At 68.8% G+C, this 15369-nt stretch carries 13 protein-coding genes and 1 tRNA gene; 6 read left to right on the top strand and 8 right to left on the bottom strand.

Annotated features, from left to right (window positions below):
- Position 1: 1 nt before the first annotated feature.
- Positions 2-787 carry a class I SAM-dependent methyltransferase gene (locus tag PZE19_RS06665; RefSeq protein ID WP_277859792.1) on the bottom strand — a complete coding sequence of 262 codons (786 nt, stop codon included), beginning with the start codon at positions 785-787 and terminating at the stop codon, positions 2-4.
- 623 nt (positions 788-1410) lie between these two features.
- On the opposite strand from PZE19_RS06665, the gene PZE19_RS06660 reads away from it, so the two are divergent.
- Both PZE19_RS06660 and PZE19_RS06655 read left to right on the top strand, forming a co-directional pair.
- Positions 1411-2361: an FHA domain-containing protein gene (locus tag PZE19_RS06660; protein ID WP_277859791.1), complete on the top strand. Its 951-nt coding sequence runs from the start codon at positions 1411-1413 to the stop codon at positions 2359-2361.
- A 40-nt stretch (positions 2362-2401) separates the two neighbouring features.
- Entirely contained in the window at positions 2402-3412 is a 1011-nt protein-coding gene (locus tag PZE19_RS06655) for an AAA family ATPase (RefSeq protein ID WP_277859790.1), read from the top strand.
- Positions 3413-3426: 14 nt separating this feature from the next.
- Here the strand turns inward: PZE19_RS06655 and PZE19_RS06650 are convergent, their stop codons facing one another.
- Positions 3427-4251 carry an SIR2 family NAD-dependent protein deacylase gene (locus PZE19_RS06650; protein WP_277859789.1) on the bottom strand — a complete coding sequence of 275 codons (825 nt, stop codon included), beginning with the start codon at positions 4249-4251 and terminating at the stop codon, positions 3427-3429.
- A gap of 311 nt (positions 4252-4562) precedes the next feature.
- On the opposite strand from PZE19_RS06650, the gene PZE19_RS06645 reads away from it, so the two are divergent.
- Positions 4563-6800: a hypothetical protein gene (locus PZE19_RS06645; protein ID WP_277859788.1), complete on the top strand. Its 2238-nt coding sequence runs from the start codon at positions 4563-4565 to the stop codon at positions 6798-6800.
- Here the strand turns inward: PZE19_RS06645 and PZE19_RS06640 are convergent.
- On the bottom strand, positions 6797-7633 hold the full coding sequence (locus PZE19_RS06640) for a cyanophycinase (RefSeq protein WP_277859787.1): 837 nt from the start codon (positions 7631-7633) through the stop codon (positions 6797-6799). The genes PZE19_RS06645 and PZE19_RS06640 overlap by 4 nt on opposite strands.
- 172 nt (positions 7634-7805) lie before the next feature.
- On the bottom strand, positions 7806-8771 hold the full coding sequence (locus PZE19_RS06635; protein WP_277859786.1) for an acyl-ACP desaturase: 966 nt from the start codon (positions 8769-8771) through the stop codon (positions 7806-7808).
- An 860-nt stretch (positions 8772-9631) separates the two neighbouring features.
- Between PZE19_RS06635 and PZE19_RS06630 the strand changes: the two genes are divergently transcribed.
- Positions 9632-9868: a hypothetical protein gene (locus PZE19_RS06630; protein ID WP_277859785.1), complete on the top strand. Its 237-nt coding sequence runs from the start codon at positions 9632-9634 to the stop codon at positions 9866-9868.
- Positions 9869-9925: 57 nt separating this feature from the next.
- Complete coding sequence (locus PZE19_RS06625) at positions 9926-10444, top strand: J domain-containing protein (protein ID WP_277859784.1); 519 nt, start codon at positions 9926-9928, stop codon at positions 10442-10444.
- A 159-nt stretch (positions 10445-10603) separates the two neighbouring features.
- On the opposite strand, the gene PZE19_RS06620 is transcribed toward PZE19_RS06625, so the two are convergent.
- A tRNA-Cys gene (locus PZE19_RS06620) sits at positions 10604-10674 on the bottom strand.
- Between the two features lie 121 nt (positions 10675-10795).
- Positions 10796-13030 carry a hypothetical protein gene (locus PZE19_RS06615; protein ID WP_277859783.1) on the bottom strand — a complete coding sequence of 745 codons (2235 nt, stop codon included), beginning with the start codon at positions 13028-13030 and terminating at the stop codon, positions 10796-10798.
- Positions 13031-13293: 263 nt separating this feature from the next.
- Here PZE19_RS06615 and rbsD point away from each other — a divergent pair, with 263 nt between their 5' ends.
- On the top strand, positions 13294-13689 hold the full coding sequence (gene rbsD, locus PZE19_RS06610) for a D-ribose pyranase (protein WP_277859782.1): 396 nt from the start codon (positions 13294-13296) through the stop codon (positions 13687-13689).
- Positions 13690-13701: 12 nt separating this feature from the next.
- Here rbsD and PZE19_RS06605 read toward each other — a convergent pair whose 3' ends face one another.
- Both PZE19_RS06605 and PZE19_RS06600 read right to left on the bottom strand, forming a co-directional pair.
- The gene (locus PZE19_RS06605) at positions 13702-14769 is read right to left on the bottom strand and encodes a Gfo/Idh/MocA family protein (RefSeq protein WP_277859781.1); all 1068 of its coding nucleotides are present in this window, start codon (positions 14767-14769) and stop codon (positions 13702-13704) included.
- Between the two features lie 85 nt (positions 14770-14854).
- Positions 14855-15346, bottom strand: a complete 492-nt coding sequence (locus PZE19_RS06600) for a DinB family protein (protein WP_277859780.1) — start codon at positions 15344-15346, stop codon at positions 14855-14857.
- Between the last annotated feature and the right edge of the window lie 23 nt (positions 15347-15369).

The raw sequence follows: 15369 nt of genomic DNA, 5'->3' as shown, positions 1-15369 counted from the left end.
CTCAGACCGGCCGCCGGGCCACGGCGAAGAGCGAGGTCCCCGTCGAGAGCAGCCCCCGGAGCGCCAGGGGCTGCTCCAGGGCGTACGCCGCGCGGAGGACCAGCGGTCCCGGCCACGGTGGCAGGGACAAATGCCGGAGATAGACCTCGGCCGGGTCGTCGCCGGTCTGCGCCTTGTCCCTCCCCAATCGCCGCCGCAAGATTGGCGTCATCCACGCGCCCCACCAGAAGATCGATTCGACCGCCAGCCCCGAGCCGTTGAACGCGGCGCGAAGAGATTCCGGTAGGTACCGCCGACGGTGCCCTTGGATGGCGTCGAATTCGGAGAATAGGGACGGCTGGGCCGGGACGCTTACGATTAGGAGGCCTCCCGGCGCGACCAGGTTGGCCAGCGCGGCCACGGCGCCGCCGTCGTCGTCGAGATGTTCGATCACGTCGAGCGCGAGCACGGCGTCGAACGTCTCGACGTCGGTGGGAAGGGGCCGCGACAGATCGGCTTCGATGAGCTTGCGGCCCGGCCGGTCGAGGTGGGCGAGGATGCGGGGGGAGACGTCGAGCCCGAACGCATCGTGGCCGGCGGCCTCGAGCGCCTCCAGCGTCACGCCCCAGCCGCACCCGGCGTCGAGCACGCAGGCGGGCGGGTGGACGCCCCGTCGCGCCAGCAGCGCCCGCGTCAACCGTGCGCGCGCGAGCCACCAGGGATGGCGACGGACCCGATCCCCCGTCCGTATCAGGATCTCCTCGCCCATGTGGTCGTCCGCCACTCCTATCGACCAGGTGTGGATCATGGGCAGGCCTTTCGAAGAGATCCGGGCCGAATCGTCGCACCGAGTCGACCCGATGACTCCTCGGGATCGTTCCGAACGGGGCGACGGCACAGCTTACCCGATGCACGGCCGGCCGAGAGACGGGGGTTTCTGCAACTTACGACACGCCCGACGACCGACAAGGTAGGAATGCAGGGCGCTCGTCGTTGCGCACGTTGGGCCGGCCGAATGATCGTAAAACCGAGGCCGGGCGACGGGGTTGGGGGCTTGGAGTTCCGAAGGAATCCGTTAGAATGACGCATCACCCTTGCCGACGAACCGGCTTACGGCCGCTCGACGAGGGCCTCACATCCTTGAAGATTGCGACGACAGGTAAGCGGTATGGGGATCCCCCGACGACGCTCTCTGACGACCCCTTCGGCCGATCGAACTCGGCGCGGCCCGGCCATCGAACGAGCGAGCCGGCGCGCCGTCGACCAACATGAAGACTCGCCGCGTTCCGGAAAAGCGAGGATGAGTTCATCCCCCCTCGCGTGGTCCTGGGCCGCGGCTTCGGTCATAATCGGTTCTGACGGTTTGCGACCGCGGTGCGTGGACGTTGCCCCCCCCAATCGTTGTTGACCGAGAAGGTCGGGACGGTTCTCATGAAAGTTCAGCTCATCGTCGTGCGGGGCAAGCCCGAGGGGAAAGTGATCCCCCTGGCTAGCTCGAAGTTCAAAATCGGCCGGGGCGAGACCTGCCACTTGCGGCCGAACAGCGAGCAAGTCAGCCGCGAACACGCCGAATTCACGATCGTCGACGGCGTCGTCTCGGTCGCCGACCTGGGCAGCCGCAACGGCACGCTGGTCAACGGCAAGGCGTTGACGACCGGCCCCTGCGCCCTGAAGGACCGCGACCTCGTCCAGGTCGGCCCGCTCACCTTCGCCGTCTCGATCCAGGACGCTCCCACGCCGGCCGCCGCGGCCAAGCCGGCCGCGCCCAAGGCCGCCCCCGCGGCCCAGGCGCCGGCGCCCGCTCCCGCCCCGCCCAAGGCGGCCGCCTCGGCCCCCAAGGCCGCGCCCAAGCCCCCCGCCGCGGCCCCGCCCAAGGGCGGAAAGTCGGCCCCCGAAGAGGTGCTGAACGAGGAGATCGACGCCTGGCTCGTCGGCGAAGCCACGGGCAGCGGCTCCGACGTTCCCACCAACGTCTACGGCGGCGACACCATCACCATCGCCGCGTTCAAGGACGCCGCGGACGCCTCCGCCGCCCCCCCCAAGCCACCGGCCCCTGTCCCCATCGCCCAGGAGGACGAGGACGAACCCGAAGAGGATGAGGAAGAGGAGGACGACGAGGAGGAGGAAGACGAAGACGACGAGACCGCGGACGACGACGAGGAGGAAGAAGACGAAGAGGAAGGCGAGGCCGAGGCCGTCGAGGAGTTCGTCGACGAGTCGAACCCCTTCTACGCCGCCAAGAAGGCCCAGCAGCAGGCGGCCAAGGGGGCCGCGGCGGGTCCGGCCAACACCGGCGGCGCGAATCAGCAGTTCAAGGACACGAGCGACGCCGCCACCGAGATCCTGCGGAAGCTGATGGAGAAGCGCAGGGCGAACCGCTAGGTCGACCCTCACGTCCCGATCCCGGCCGGTGCCCGTCCCGATGTCCATCCCAGAAACCATCGCGCCCGAGGCCCCTTTCGAAGACGCTCATCACGGCCTCGGGCTGCTGATCGAGCGTCTCGAAACGGTGGTCGTCGGGCAACGACCGCTCATCGAGAAGCTGATCGTGGCCCTGCTCGCGGGGGGGCACGTCCTCGTCGAGGGCGTCCCCGGCCTCGCCAAGACGCGGATCGTCCGCGCGCTATCGCAGGCCCTCGACCTGCCCTTCCGCCGCATCCAGTTCACTCCCGACCTGCTGCCGGCCGACCTGACCGGGACTCAAATCTACCGCCCTTCGAGCGGGACCTTCGACGTCCGCCCCGGCCCCATCGTCACGAGCGTCCTGCTCGCCGACGAGATCAACCGCGCCCCGGCGAAGGTGCAGAGCGCGCTGCTCGAGGCGATGCAGGAGGGACAGGTCACGGTCGGCGACGAGACGATCATCCTCCCCGAGACCTTCTGGGTGCTGGCCACCCAGAACCCGATCGAGCACGAAGGGACTTACCCCCTGCCCGAGGCCCAGCTCGACCGCTTCCTGTTCAAGGTGCTCGTCGGTTACCCCGACCGCGCCGCCGAGCTGGCGATGCTCGACCTCCCCAGCGTCGCCGAGACCTCGCAGCCCGAATCCCGGCCCGACGACGAGCCCCCCCTGTTCAACCCGGAGGACGTGATCCGGCTCCGCAGGCTGACGGCCTCCGTCCGGGTGGCGGACTCGATCAAGGAGTACGTCGTCGACCTCGTCCGCGCGACCCGAGACCCCGAGGCCTACGGCCTGGGCCTGGCCCCGCTCATCGAACTGGGGGCGAGCCCCCGCGCCACGATCTCGCTCGTCCGCGCCGCCCGCGCGCACGCCCTCCTCAACCGCCGCGACTACGTCACGCCCCACGACGTCAAGTCGCTGGCGCGCGACGTCCTTCGCCACCGCATCATGGTCAGCTACGAGGCCGACGCCGAGGGCCTCTCGGTCGACGACGTCCTCATGAAGATCCTCGACCATATCCCCGTCCCCTGATCGGGGCCGGCGACTCATGTGTGGGGCCACCACTCCAGGTGGCCTTCCCAGATCCGATCGAGCGCGATGGCCGCGCGGGCGCGAATTTTGACCTCGACGAGGCCGGACATGGCAGTGAAGTCGGGGTTGACCTCGACGGTCGTCTTCCCCGCCGCCTGCGCCATCCGGAGCGGGGCGACGATGTAGTCGAACAGGCTGCTCGTGCCGATGCTGAAGACCACGTCGAAACCCCGGACCAGCTCGATCTCGAGCTGGCGGATCTTGCGGGGGTCGAGCGACTCGCCGAACAGGACGACGTCCGGCCGCAGTACGCTCCGGCAGGAGGGACAGTACGGCGGGTCGGCGAAACCGTCGTAGGTCTCGACGCGCGTCCGGTAGTCGCAATGCGTGCACAGGATCTCGTGGAGGTCGCCGTGGACGTCCAGGACGTGCCGCGAGCCGGCCGCGCCGTGGAGCCCGTCGACGTTCTGGGTGAGCACCCAGACGGAGTCGAAATAGCCATCCATCTCGGCGAGCACGCGGTGCCCGCGGTTCGGCCGCGCTCCCCGGCAGGCCCGCTCGATCTCCTTCAGGTAGTTCCAGGTGAGCTCGGGCCGCTCCCGGAACATGGGGCCCGAGAGGACCTCTTCGATCGAGAAGCCGTGGGCCGTGGGCCGTTCCGAGCGGTAAAGGCCACCGACGCCGCGATACGTCGGCATACCGGAGTCGGCCGACATGCCGGCTCCCGTGACCGCGAGCACCCGCCTCGCCCGGCGAAGGCGCTGGACGACGCGCTCGACGCCGCGCAGGTCGTCCTCCGAGAGCTCGACGGGGATACTCGAGGAGCTTGTGGGCTCCATGGGCGGCCTCGCATGCCGGGCCCGGGACGCGGCGCCCGCTCGATCGGGGGGCGGGTCGAAACGTGCCTGCACATCGAGTATCGCATGGAGCCGTCCCCCCTCGCCAGACGCTGGAGCCGACCCCTGTCGATCTCGATGACGTGGCTTTTCGTCCCCTCGGCCCCCGACGCGACCCCGTGCCCTCCCGGTTCATGCGAGGATTCGGCGGTCGACCTGACCGGAAAGCCGTCGCGAAGACGCTTGCCTGACAGGCGTAGGAGGTTTAGGATGAGCGGGCGAAATCCTTCGGTGTCACAGGCGAGGAGGTCTTCATGGATCGACTTGCGGACGTCGACGATCCTTCCCTGCCGCAGTTGCAAGCGGACCGACCCGCGCGGATCGCCCGGGGCGCGCTCGTGACGGCGGTCGGGCTCGCGGGCGTCGCGGCGGCCCATCACCCGATGCTGCTGTCGGGATTCCGCAAGATCCAGACCGACCTCGGGGACAGCCGGCTCCTCAATTATCTGCTGGAGCACGGATGGCTCTGGGCGAGGCGGACGCCGGGCCACGAACGGTTCTGGGACGCCCCCTTCTTCCATCCCGTCCCGAACGTGATCGCCTTCTCGGACTCGATGCTCAGTTACGGGCCGTTGTACTGGCCCATGCGGCTGGCCGGGCTCGCACCCGATACGGCGTTCGGCGCCTTCCTGATCGCGGCCACGGCCTTGAATTACGCGGCGGGCGTCCTGCTCTTCCGCAAAGGGCTCGGGTTCGGGGCGCCGGCCACGGCCGCGGGGGCCGGACTCATCGCCTTCGGGGCGCCCCGGGTCAACCAGCTCGGGCATGCGCAGCTCGTCCCGTTCTTCTACCAGATCCTGGCGCTGTACGCGCTCTGCCGCATCTTCCGCGCGCCGAAGATCGGCGCGGGCGAGCGAGCGGCGTGCTGGGTCGCGATCGGGCTGGCCGTGGCGGCGCAGCTATACGGCGGCGTCTACCTCGGGTGGTTCTTCGGCGTCGGGCTTGCGTTCACGGCGGCCGCGGCGATCGTCCTGAAGCTTTCACGCGACGCGGTGCTGGAGGTTGCGAGGCGGGATTGGTGGGCGGCGGCGACGGGCGCGCTCGTGGCGGCCGTCGCGCTCATCCCGTTCCTGACGCACTACCTCCCCGCGGCCCGCGAATTCGGATCCAACTTCAACCAGATCCAGATCTACGCGCATCCGACGACCGAGTCCTGGTGGAGCCTCGGCGAAGGGAACTGGATGTGGGGCTGGGTCGAGCGACGTTGGCCCTTGAAATCGAACCCGTTTCCCTGGGAACATCACCTGGGGATCGGCTACCTGACGACGGCCGCCTGCGGGGTTGGCCTCTACCTGGGCCGAGGTCGGCCGCTGATCCGGGTGGCGCTCGCCACGATGCTGCTCGGGCTGGCGACGATGACGATGGTGCCCGGCCCGCAGGTCGCGAATCTCGCGGCGGTCGCCGTCTGCTTCGCCCTGGGCTGCCTGTTCCGCGAGCCCGACTGGTCCGAACGGGGGGCGGCGGCGTTTGCGCTCGCGACGGCGTTCCTTCTGACGGCTTCGCCGTTCAACGACGTGATGCGGACGCTGACGGTGGTGATGATGGTCTTCTGCTTCGTCCGAGTCGCATCGCGTCCTGGCCTCATCGACAAGCAGTTCGCACCGGCCTCCATCCTGGCGATCCTGGCGTTGAACTCCCTGGCGATCCCGACGGCGGCGACTATGGCGGGCGTGCTCGCCCCCCCGGCGCTGCTCTTCGGATTCTACCAGCCCGCCCGTCGGCGTTTCGTGACCTCCGCGACGATCGGTCTCGTGCTGGCGTCGGCGATCTGGCTGACATTCGAGAGCCGGCCATGGATCCTGACCGGCGCGGCCCTGGGGGCGGCCTTGGGATGGGCGGCCGGCGCGTCGGAGCGGCTGCGTCCGAGCGCCGTGTGGCAGCTCAGGATCCTGCTCGTCGCGTTCCCGCTGGTGATCCTGCTCTACGGGCACAACTCGCTCTGGCTCGCCTGCTCGCCCTGGATTCCCGGATCTCAGGCCATCCGGGTTCCTTGCCGGGTCGTGCTCATCATGGTCCTCCCCGCCGCGCTCGGCATCGCGGCGATGGTGCAACGGCTCGACCGGGGCCGATGGGGGGCCGCGGCCTGGGGCCTCGCCCTGCTCTGCCTGGCCGAACAGACGGGCACGACGAAGACCTACGACGTCGCCCTGAGCCGAGCCCGGATCGACGACGTCGCCCGCCGGATCGACCCGTCCGCGGAGTCGTTCTATTATCGACCGGAAAATGACGAATTATTCATGTTCTACGGGGTCGACGCCATGTGGGCCGGGATCGAGGCCGGCGTCCCGACCATCAACGGCTACTCCGGCGGATTCCCGACGGGTTGGTGGGCCCTGCCCATGGCCGACTCCCCCCATGAGATTTCGACCGAAGCAGCCTTGCGCGAATGGAGCGCCCTCAAAGGCCTCGACCGCAGCCGGATCCAGCGGATCGGACGACAGGCCGGGAATGAGGTGCCGGCCTCGCCGCCCGTCGATGACGAGGCCCGCTAGCGGGCCTGAACCCGCCAGGTCCCGAGGTCGCCTTCTTCGCCCGCGTGAAAGACGTCGATCCGCAGGGGGGGCGGAGCCTCCTTGACGTGTCGCAGGACCACGACGTAAGACGCGCCATCGACTTTCCATCGCTTCGCGCCCAGGTCGACGATCAAGGCCGTCCCTTCATCGATGGCGACGCCGGCGGCCACTTCTGGGTGTTCGGTCAGGACGCCGACGAGGCGATTGAGGCGACTCCGACGCAGCGCGTGCTGATCCACGACGACGTCGGGCAGGAAGCCGAAGCCCACGCCGACGGTCGCCTTCTCCGCACCGCCGGTGATCATGACCCGCGACATGATCGCAGCCCCCGCCGACGTCCCCCCGATCACGCCGCCTCGGGCGAGGAGCCTGCGCAGGCCGGACTCGAAGGCGGTGCCGAGGTAGGCTTCCGTGACCCGCGATTGATCGCCGCCGCTGAACCAGACGCCGTCGGACTCGTCGAGCCGGGCGGCGAACTCGGCTTTGTCGGCCTCGGCACGTGAGCGAGTGTGGAGCAGCGTCACTGACGCGACCTCGCGCTTTTTCCAGGGCTCCAGGAACTCTTCCAATTCCCGCCCCTTGGCGTCGGCGTCTTCGCTGGCCGTGGGTACGACCACGATCCGCGCCCTGGGCCCGCCCGCCAACTCGACGAACCGGGCCCGCACCGGATCGGGGAGCCCGCCGCCGCCGCAGATGACCAGGTGGCCCGCCTTCGCCCCCGCTTCCCCGCGGACCTCGGTTCCGGCGAACAGGGCGACCATCGAGAGGCCGAGGGCCATGACGCCCCTGACGACGTCGGAGAGAGAAGGCATGGGCGACTCCTGGTGCTGGACCGCCGAATGGGCGATCCATCGAGCCGTCGTCTCTCCCGCGTCGGTCGCGACCGAGGGGAGGGACGGCGGGCGTATCGGGATGATCCGTCGCGACGAACGATCGATTCTGATCGCCGACGCCGTTGGCCGCAAGCCGGAGCCGTGGCTCCGATCAGGCCGACCTGTCGTGGACCCACGAGAACGGGAAGGGGGGCTGGCCCACGGCCCGGCTCTCGATCTCGGAGGCGAGGCGTTCGTAACGCTCGGGCTGGAGGCAGAGGTAGTCCTGGATCTTCGCCGCCTTGCCCGAGAAGGAACGGTTCTCCAGGCCCCAGGCCGTGTTCAGGTGGCGGATGATCGCGGCGTAGTCGCGCGAGGTGTAGACCCCCGTGCGCTGGACCGTGGCGGTGTAATGATCGAAAAGCCCCGGGCCGCGGCCGTCGTCCATCCGGCTGCCAGGCATGGCGACGAGCTTCTTGAGGGTCGTCCGGTAGGCGAGGATCGCCCCCTCGGGGTCGCGATCGAACAGCTCGTTGACGGCGCGGGTGTAGAAGATCTCGTGTCGGGCCTCGTCGGCGGCGATCTTGCGGCAGATTTTGGCGAGGTTCGCCTCGCCGCGTGCGGAGGCGAGCCGGGCGAGGTTGCCGTGGCTCAGCCGCGTGGCACGCTCCTGGAACGAGGCGTAGATGAGCCCCGAATAGGGGTCGCCCTCGTGGCCCGACGAGAAGCCGTTGCGGATCAGGTTCTGGGTCGTAACTTCCACCGCCCGCATGTCGACTCGGCCGGTGAGCCGGAGATAGGCGTTGAGCAGGTCGCCGTGGCGATTCTCCTCGGCCGTCCAGCCGCGCAGCCACACGGCCCAGGGCGTGTCCGTCGTGCCGGTCGGGTCTCGCGCCACGCGCTCCAGGGAGATCGCGTAGTTCGGCAGAGCTTCCTCGGTGATCATGTTGCCGACGAGCACGACGAGGAGGTCGTCCGGGAGGCATAGGGCCTCCTGGCGGAACCGCTTCAGGTTTTCGGACCAGTCGTCGCCCGTGAGGTCCGGGAGGTAATCGGTCGGCTGCCAGCTCTGCTCGACCGAGATCAGGAGGGACAGATTGCCCTCGACGTAGTTCTGCATGCTTTCGAGTACGTTCATGGGATGACGCCTAAGGATGCAGCAGAGGTATCGCCGCCCCCCGGCGTCCGGGCGTACTCACGACGGACGCCCCGCCTGGGCTCCGACCAAATCCGTTTCCTTGCAAGGTAAGGCAATGAAGCATCCTACGCAAGTTACGATCCGGTCCGGTGGATCGTCGGGTCGACTCGACCGTCCAAAGCTCAGCGACCCGACCTGGAAAGAAAGCGAATAGCAGATGGGATACCGCGATCGGGGGAAGACTCGGGTCGTCCGCCTCGTCCATGCTTTGGCCTGTTATCGGACATTTCCCATCCTGATCATAGCATGATCAGAGGAGGAGTGCCATGCGAGTCGTCCCAGCACCGCGCCTTCGATCCAGACGGCGACCCTCGAGCTTAGGTTAGAAAGACCCGTGGAGTTCGTCGCAGCCGCCATGGACCGCGGCCGTGTGCAGACCCTGGGCCCGCCATGCCGCCGGGGCGCCGGGCCGCCGCGATGACGAGACGGGACGAGGCGCGCGAGATGCCTCCCGTTTTTCCGTCGATCGGGGTTATAACGCCTGCCGCAACTCCCACAAGACCGGATGGCCATTTCGACGTCGGATGGGATCGAGCATCTCCCGGCTCGACGCCCCCCCGTCGGGCCAGCGGAGCGATCGCCTGCGAGCCTGGGAAGCGCTTTCCGGGTGGATGCCGCCCCGTAGGCGTTGGGTTGCATCACATGGTATCCAGGTTACCAGAATTGCAGGTTACCGGATGTTTTACGGATCCCCGTAACTAGGCGACCGGGTATTTTCTGACTCGGAGTCGACGAGTCGATCTCGTTTCGATAGCATAGCGGGGCGGTTCGTGCGGGCGGTCGTGATGCGGGGGCGAGCCATGTCCGAGACCAAGCGTGGGGCGGGACGGCCGCGGGGATATCGCGACGACGTCCCTGTGAAGCTCGATCGACGGCTGGTCGACCAGGCCCGGGTGATCGCGGCCTATCGGAAGACGACGCTGGCCGAGCTTCTGAGCACCCTGCTCGAAGCCCCTGTCGAGCGTGCGCATTCCCGGATGGCGAAGGAACTCAGCCGGACGACCTACAAAAATTCCGCGAAGGGCGCGGGGGAGTAGGCGCATCGCATTCGGGACGGTCAGGCCCGTGAACGCGGCGAGGACTGGGGGCGAGCGATGTTCCTGCGATTCCGGAAGTCGGGCGGCCGGACGTACTGGCGCGTCGTGCAGAGCTACCGCGAGGACGGCTGGCCCCGGCAGCGGACGATCTACGACCTGGGCCCGCACGACACCAGGGAAGCCGCCCAGGCCGCCTGGGACGCCTTGGCCGCAAGCAACGCCCGGGGGGCATTCCCGAAGCCCCGTCCCCGACGAATCTCCCGAAACTCTTCGACCGATTCGGAACGGGCTGGAATCGAAAATGAGCGACGAAAAGCCGCGTCCCAACGCCTCAAAGACGTCTTGACGGGCCAAGCCTCGCCACCGCCCGAAAGCGTCCATCCCGCGCTCGCCGAGCTGGGCTTGGGCACCGAAGCCACCCTTGAGCAGATCAAATCGGCTTACCGCCGCCTCGCCGCCGCCAATCATCCCGACCGGGGCGGCAACCCCGACGCGATGGTGCAGATCAACCAGGCCTACGAGACGGCCCTGGAACTCCTCGGGGCGGGCAAGAGGCCGAATCCTCGACGTGCCTAAGGGCCACCCGGATCAAACGACGGCCAACTCGAAGCCGTTCCCGGGAACGAACGGAAACGCCGGTCGGCCGAGTGGCGCGTTGAAGAGGCCGCCGTATCGACCGGCGGCCTCTTCGATCGAGCGTACCACGCTGAGTGGGATGTGTTTGAATGGGGCGAGAGGCGCCGCCGAGATTCGAACTCGGGGTGGAGGTTTTGCAGACCTCTGCCTTACCACTTGGCTACGGCGCCGACGGTTGGCGAGAGCGGGCCGGGCCCGACCTCCCCGTCGCAAGGGCTCTAAATTACACGAGCCCCGAGCAAAGGGCAAGGAGACTTGCCCGGCGGTTTCGAAGCCGGCACGCCCTGGTGGTCATGCGCCCGGGGGCCTGGCGATCCGTTCCAGTTGCTCGTCTAGCATCTGCCGGCGCTCGGGCAAGATCTTCAGGGTCGTCAGGCGTTCGCGAGCCTCGACGAGGCTTCTCCGGAAGGGGCCGACGCGGATCGGGGCGTCGGCCGAGGCTGCGGCGGCCACGCGTCGCGTCAGCTCGGCCGGATACCGCGAACCAGGCGGCCAGGGGCCCATCACCAGGCGGGACCAGAGGTCCAGAAGTCCCTGGAATTCTCCGACTCGGCTCAGAGATGCTATCCGGTCCAGCGCGGTGGATTCGATCGCTCGCCAGACGATCGGGGAACGGTTTGCTGCCGGGATCTTCAACAGGGTGTCCAGCAGGCCCGCGGCTTCGCCGGCTGCGATCGACTGGTCGATCAGGAGCGCGTCGAGCAGCCCGCGACGGCCGGGGGCGAGCCGTACTCGGTCGAGCTTCGAGAGGGCCGGCAAGACCTCGGATACGTCCACAGGCGCAGCCTCGGGCGGGGCCTGAAGCAGGGACTGCAGGACGACCTCGTGGCACCAGTCGAGGGTCCCGGCTGCGTCCGCGGCGTCGGGGCGGACGCGGGGGATGAGAGGGGGCGCGAGGGTCGCGGCGGCGTCGGGCGCCGTCCTGGCGGGGCGAAACTCGATTGCAATCGGGTCGACCGTGTAAAGCGGATCTCCGAGGTAGGCGAGCCGCCAGGGTTGTCCGAACGCCTCGAACGGCCCCTGCCGCAGCGCCGCGCCGAGGGGGATCTCGGCGGTGATCAACAGCGAGAGGACGTATGGCGTCCGGAAGGCCGTCAGGTACGGTTCATTCATGGACCCGAAGTAAAGGAACGCGCCCCGTTCCAGGAACCGGCCGGCGATCGTGGCGGCGTCGGTCGGGTCGGCCGCGGAGAAGCTGTGGATCATCGAGACGATCCTGGGCGGACCGAATGGGACGTCGGCCGCCGTTCCGGGCCCGCCCGCGATCGAGAATTCGCCCGGGCCGCCGGAGGAGTTGATCAGTAGCACGCCGGGCCGGTCGTCGGGAGGAAAGGCCGCGTGCCACGCCGCCAGGTCGGCCGCCGCGCCTCCCCGGACGGCGATCGCGTCCTCGGGCCGGATCCGGCCCAGGATTTTGGAGGCGCCGTTCATCTCGTAGTCGGTCCATATGGAACCGCCGGCATACGTATTCCAGAGGAGGGCCGATTCCGGCTGGAGGAACAGGGAAGCCATCGCCCGGTACACGGACGCGGCGGGGTCGCCGAGGAGCCTGCCGGCGTAGGCCCAACGCGACCGCGCCGCGTTCAGGTCGACGGTCCCCGGGTCGAGGACGCGGCCGACCAGGTCGTCGAGCGCGCAACCGCCCTCGGGCACCATGCCCGAATCGCGGTCGGGGCGATAGCGATAGGGCCAGTCGCCGGCCATGGTGAGGAAGTCGACGTCGTCGCCGAGCCTGGCGTACGAACCGGCGATCGAGGCCACGCGCGACTCGACCCGGCGCGCGAGGGCCACGGCCTGCTCCTCGGTCGCCACATCCTTCCCACCAAGGACCTTCGGAGTCTTGCCCGAAGCCGCGTCGACGCTCATCCGCTCAAGTCGGACCAGAGGCTGGAAGCGGCCCGCCGCGAGGGCCACGGCACCGGCCAGGGAAGGGCTGTCGGGATGGCTGAAGACGACGCCGGGCGGCGTGGCGCCAAGCCAACGGGGAGGCGAACCCGACGGTGGCCATTCCGTCGTCTCGGGCTCGTCCCTGATCCACGATCGGCTGACGGCCTCGGCCGCCGCCAGCCAGGCGTCGAACGCTCCCGCTCCCCGGGGACGACTCTCGGTCTTGAGGCGGATGACGCGCGACGGCCGGAAGGCGCGGAGGAACGGCAGGGTCCAGGTCGGGTCGTCGATCAGGACCGGGAAGTACGTGTGCTGGTCCCAGGCGGCGACGGCCGCGAGATAGCTCGGGACGTCGGCCGCGAGGACGACCTGGTCCACCACCTTGCGTTCGGGCCCCCGCGACCGCCGCCAGTGCGACGCCGCTTCGAGCAAGTGGCCGAGCCTCGGGTCGTCCAGCTTCTCGACGGGCGAGATCGTGAGCATGACCGCCGGGTCGATCTCGGCGGGCGCGGTCCGAGGATCGCCGCTGGAGAGGTCGCCGGTACCAGGCCGAGAGCAGCCGGCGTCCGGGACGAGGCCGAGCAGCGCCAGCGTCAGGATCGCCGGGAACGGTGGGCGTCGCGCCCGCTGGCTTCGCATCGCGCCTCGTTCGGTTCCGGGAGGTGAAGGGTCGTCGTTCGTGAGCCGTGCGGCCTCTCAGGCCGTCGTTCGGGTGGAGCACGCCCCCACCAACCGTTATACTGACGAGATCGAGGGCGCTCAAACCCTCCTCAGGTCGTGCGGTCGCGCCTCCGGGCGTCCCAGGATCTCGGCGAGACGCTTCGTCGGGCCCCGAGGGCGACCTCGGGCCTCCGCGTCGCACGCGAAGATCCGGACTCCATTGCAGACAAGAAGGAGGCCCCATGAAACGCGGCGGCATTCTCAATCCGGCGATCTGCTCGCTGCTCGCCGAGCTGGGCCACACCGACGAACTCCTGCTCGTGGACGCCGCCTATCCCCTGCCGAGCGATGCCCACGTCATCGACCTGACGCTGACCCCGGGCATCCCCCGCCTGCTCGACGTGCTCCGGGCCGTCGCCGAGGAGCTGGTGATCGACGCGATCGCCGTCCCCCTGGAGATCAAGGACCACAGCCCGAGGCTCTACCAGGAGATCCTCAAATGCGTGGGCGAGATCGACGTCGATGAGATCCCGTTCCACGAATTCAAGGAACAGTCGCTCGACGTGAAGGGGATCATCCGCACCGCCGAGTTCAGCCCGTACGCCAACGTCCGGATCGTCGCCGGCAGCGCTTATTGATCGGGCGGCGGCTCACAGGCTGGGGTTGGAGAACTCCTTCAAGGGAAGCGTCACCGGGACCTGGTGCCGCGAGCTGCGGGCGACGGCCTCGGTGAACTGCATGTAGCGGGCGCCGGTCGCGAAGTCGGTGTGCGTGACCGGCCGCTCGCCCCGGATGGCCGCGATGAAGTCGGCCTCGGCCCGCCAGCCGCCGCGAAGGGCCTCGGGGATCGGCAGGACGCGGGGCGACTCCTCGCCGCGGCGCACCCCGCGGATCTCGTCTTTGAGCAGGTCGTAGAAGAGCGAGCCCTCCGAGCCGTGCAGTGCGACGCTCAGCGACCGGCCCCCCCAAAGGACTGCGCTGAGCCGGTAGGTGGCGACCGAGCCGTCCTCGTGGGTGGCCAGCACCTGCACGCTGTCGGGCGTGCCGACGGGCTTCAACTTGCTCGATTCGGGGTCGAATCGCTCGGTGATCAGTTTCGAGGCGTAGGCCAGTACGCGAACCGGCGGCGACAGCCAGCGCTGGACGGTCTCATGGAGGATGCCCAGGGTCAGCATGTTGAATCCCGAATAACGGGTCTTCTGGCGCCAGCTCAAGGGGACTTCGGGGTCGGCCAGTTCGTCGGTGAGGCCGTCGACGTGGACCTCGCGGAGGTTTCCGAGAAAACCCTCGGCGATCAGCGAACGGACGAACGCCTCTCCAGCCAGGCCGTAGGGGCTGGGGACGACCATGGCGACCTGTCCGGGCAGCTCCCGAGTCCGGTCGAGCATGCGCTGGGCCTCGCGGGCGTTCATCGCCATCCGGGCCTGGGTCAGCACGTGCTTGCCGGCGTCGAGCGCCGCGAGCGTCACCGGGCAGTGGAGATAGGGCCACGCGCCGATCAACACGGCGTCGACGGTGGGGTCCTGGATGACCTCTTCCCAGTTGCCGTAGGTCTTGGCGAGGCCCAGCTCGCGCGCCGCCCTCGCCGACGAGTCGCGGCGGCGGTTGCAGACCCCCACCAGCTCGACGCCTCGGATCGCCCGGAAGCCCGGCACGTGCCGCGAACGCACGATCCCGCCGGCCCCGACGATGCCGATTCGAACCGTCCCCCGCGGCATGAGCGTTTCCCGTCTCGACGGATCGGAAGCGGAATCACGAATCCCCGGGCGGTCCTCGACCGCCCGTGAGATTGTAGGAGTGCCGTCAAAATGCGATCGGCAGGCCCCGCAGGCGACGGACTGCCACGAATTGCCCCGCGTGCATGATGGGGTGCGTCCCGGCCGTGTGCATGAGCAAGCCGACCGAGGGCGCGAACGGCGGGAACTTACCGGGCTCCTCGCGATCCAACTCCGCATCGGGTAGGGCGTCGAGCAGGGCGAGCGTCGCCTGGCGCTGGGCCTTCCACAGCGTCTTGTACGCTTCGAGGGAGAGGAACTTCGAGGCGTCGTCGTCGCCCGTATTCTTCCGGGAGTGAGTGTCGTCGAAACCTGCGGGCAGACTGGGGGCGGACCCGGGCCGGATCATCTCGACCATACCCCGCTCGGCGGAGATCAGGTGTCCGATCTGCCATGCGAGGTGGTTCATCCCCGGGACGGCGCGGACCATGAGGTCCGGATCGGTCAGTCCCTCCATGTACCGGCCGAGGATCATCTCCGAGGTTCCGAACGCTTTGCGGATCAATTCCTTGGCGGTCATGAGTTTCTTCCTGCGTGCGGGGA

This window comes from Paludisphaera mucosa (assembly GCF_029589435.1).
Classification (GTDB): Bacteria; Planctomycetota; Planctomycetia; order Isosphaerales; family Isosphaeraceae; genus Paludisphaera; species Paludisphaera mucosa.
Note: the sequence above shows the minus strand (reverse complement) of the source record. Positions and strands in the feature narration are given on the sequence as shown.

Bases quoted from the DNA above. Each gene is read 5' to 3' on its own strand.
- rbsD (WP_277859782.1), top strand. From the start codon at position 13,294: ATGAAACGCGGCGGCATTCTCAATCCGGCGATCTGCTCGCTGCTCGCC.
- PZE19_RS06640 (WP_277859787.1), bottom strand. From the start codon at position 7,633: ATGCCTTCTCTCTCCGACGTCGTCAGGGGCGTCATGGCCCTCGGCCTC.
- PZE19_RS06630 (WP_277859785.1), top strand. From the start codon at position 9,632: ATGTCCGAGACCAAGCGTGGGGCGGGACGGCCGCGGGGATATCGCGAC.
- PZE19_RS06655 (WP_277859790.1), top strand. From the start codon at position 2,402: ATGTCCATCCCAGAAACCATCGCGCCCGAGGCCCCTTTCGAAGACGCT.
- PZE19_RS06600 (WP_277859780.1), bottom strand. From the start codon at position 15,346: ATGACCGCCAAGGAATTGATCCGCAAAGCGTTCGGAACCTCGGAGATG.
- PZE19_RS06615 (WP_277859783.1), bottom strand. From the start codon at position 13,030: ATGCGAAGCCAGCGGGCGCGACGCCCACCGTTCCCGGCGATCCTGACG.
- PZE19_RS06665 (WP_277859792.1), bottom strand. From the start codon at position 787: ATGATCCACACCTGGTCGATAGGAGTGGCGGACGACCACATGGGCGAG.
- PZE19_RS06605 (WP_277859781.1), bottom strand. From the start codon at position 14,769: ATGCCGCGGGGGACGGTTCGAATCGGCATCGTCGGGGCCGGCGGGATC.
- PZE19_RS06660 (WP_277859791.1), top strand. From the start codon at position 1,411: ATGAAAGTTCAGCTCATCGTCGTGCGGGGCAAGCCCGAGGGGAAAGTG.
- PZE19_RS06625 (WP_277859784.1), top strand. From the start codon at position 9,926: ATGTTCCTGCGATTCCGGAAGTCGGGCGGCCGGACGTACTGGCGCGTC.
- PZE19_RS06635 (WP_277859786.1), bottom strand. From the start codon at position 8,771: ATGAACGTACTCGAAAGCATGCAGAACTACGTCGAGGGCAATCTGTCC.
- PZE19_RS06650 (WP_277859789.1), bottom strand. From the start codon at position 4,251: ATGGAGCCCACAAGCTCCTCGAGTATCCCCGTCGAGCTCTCGGAGGAC.
- PZE19_RS06645 (WP_277859788.1), top strand. From the start codon at position 4,563: ATGGATCGACTTGCGGACGTCGACGATCCTTCCCTGCCGCAGTTGCAA.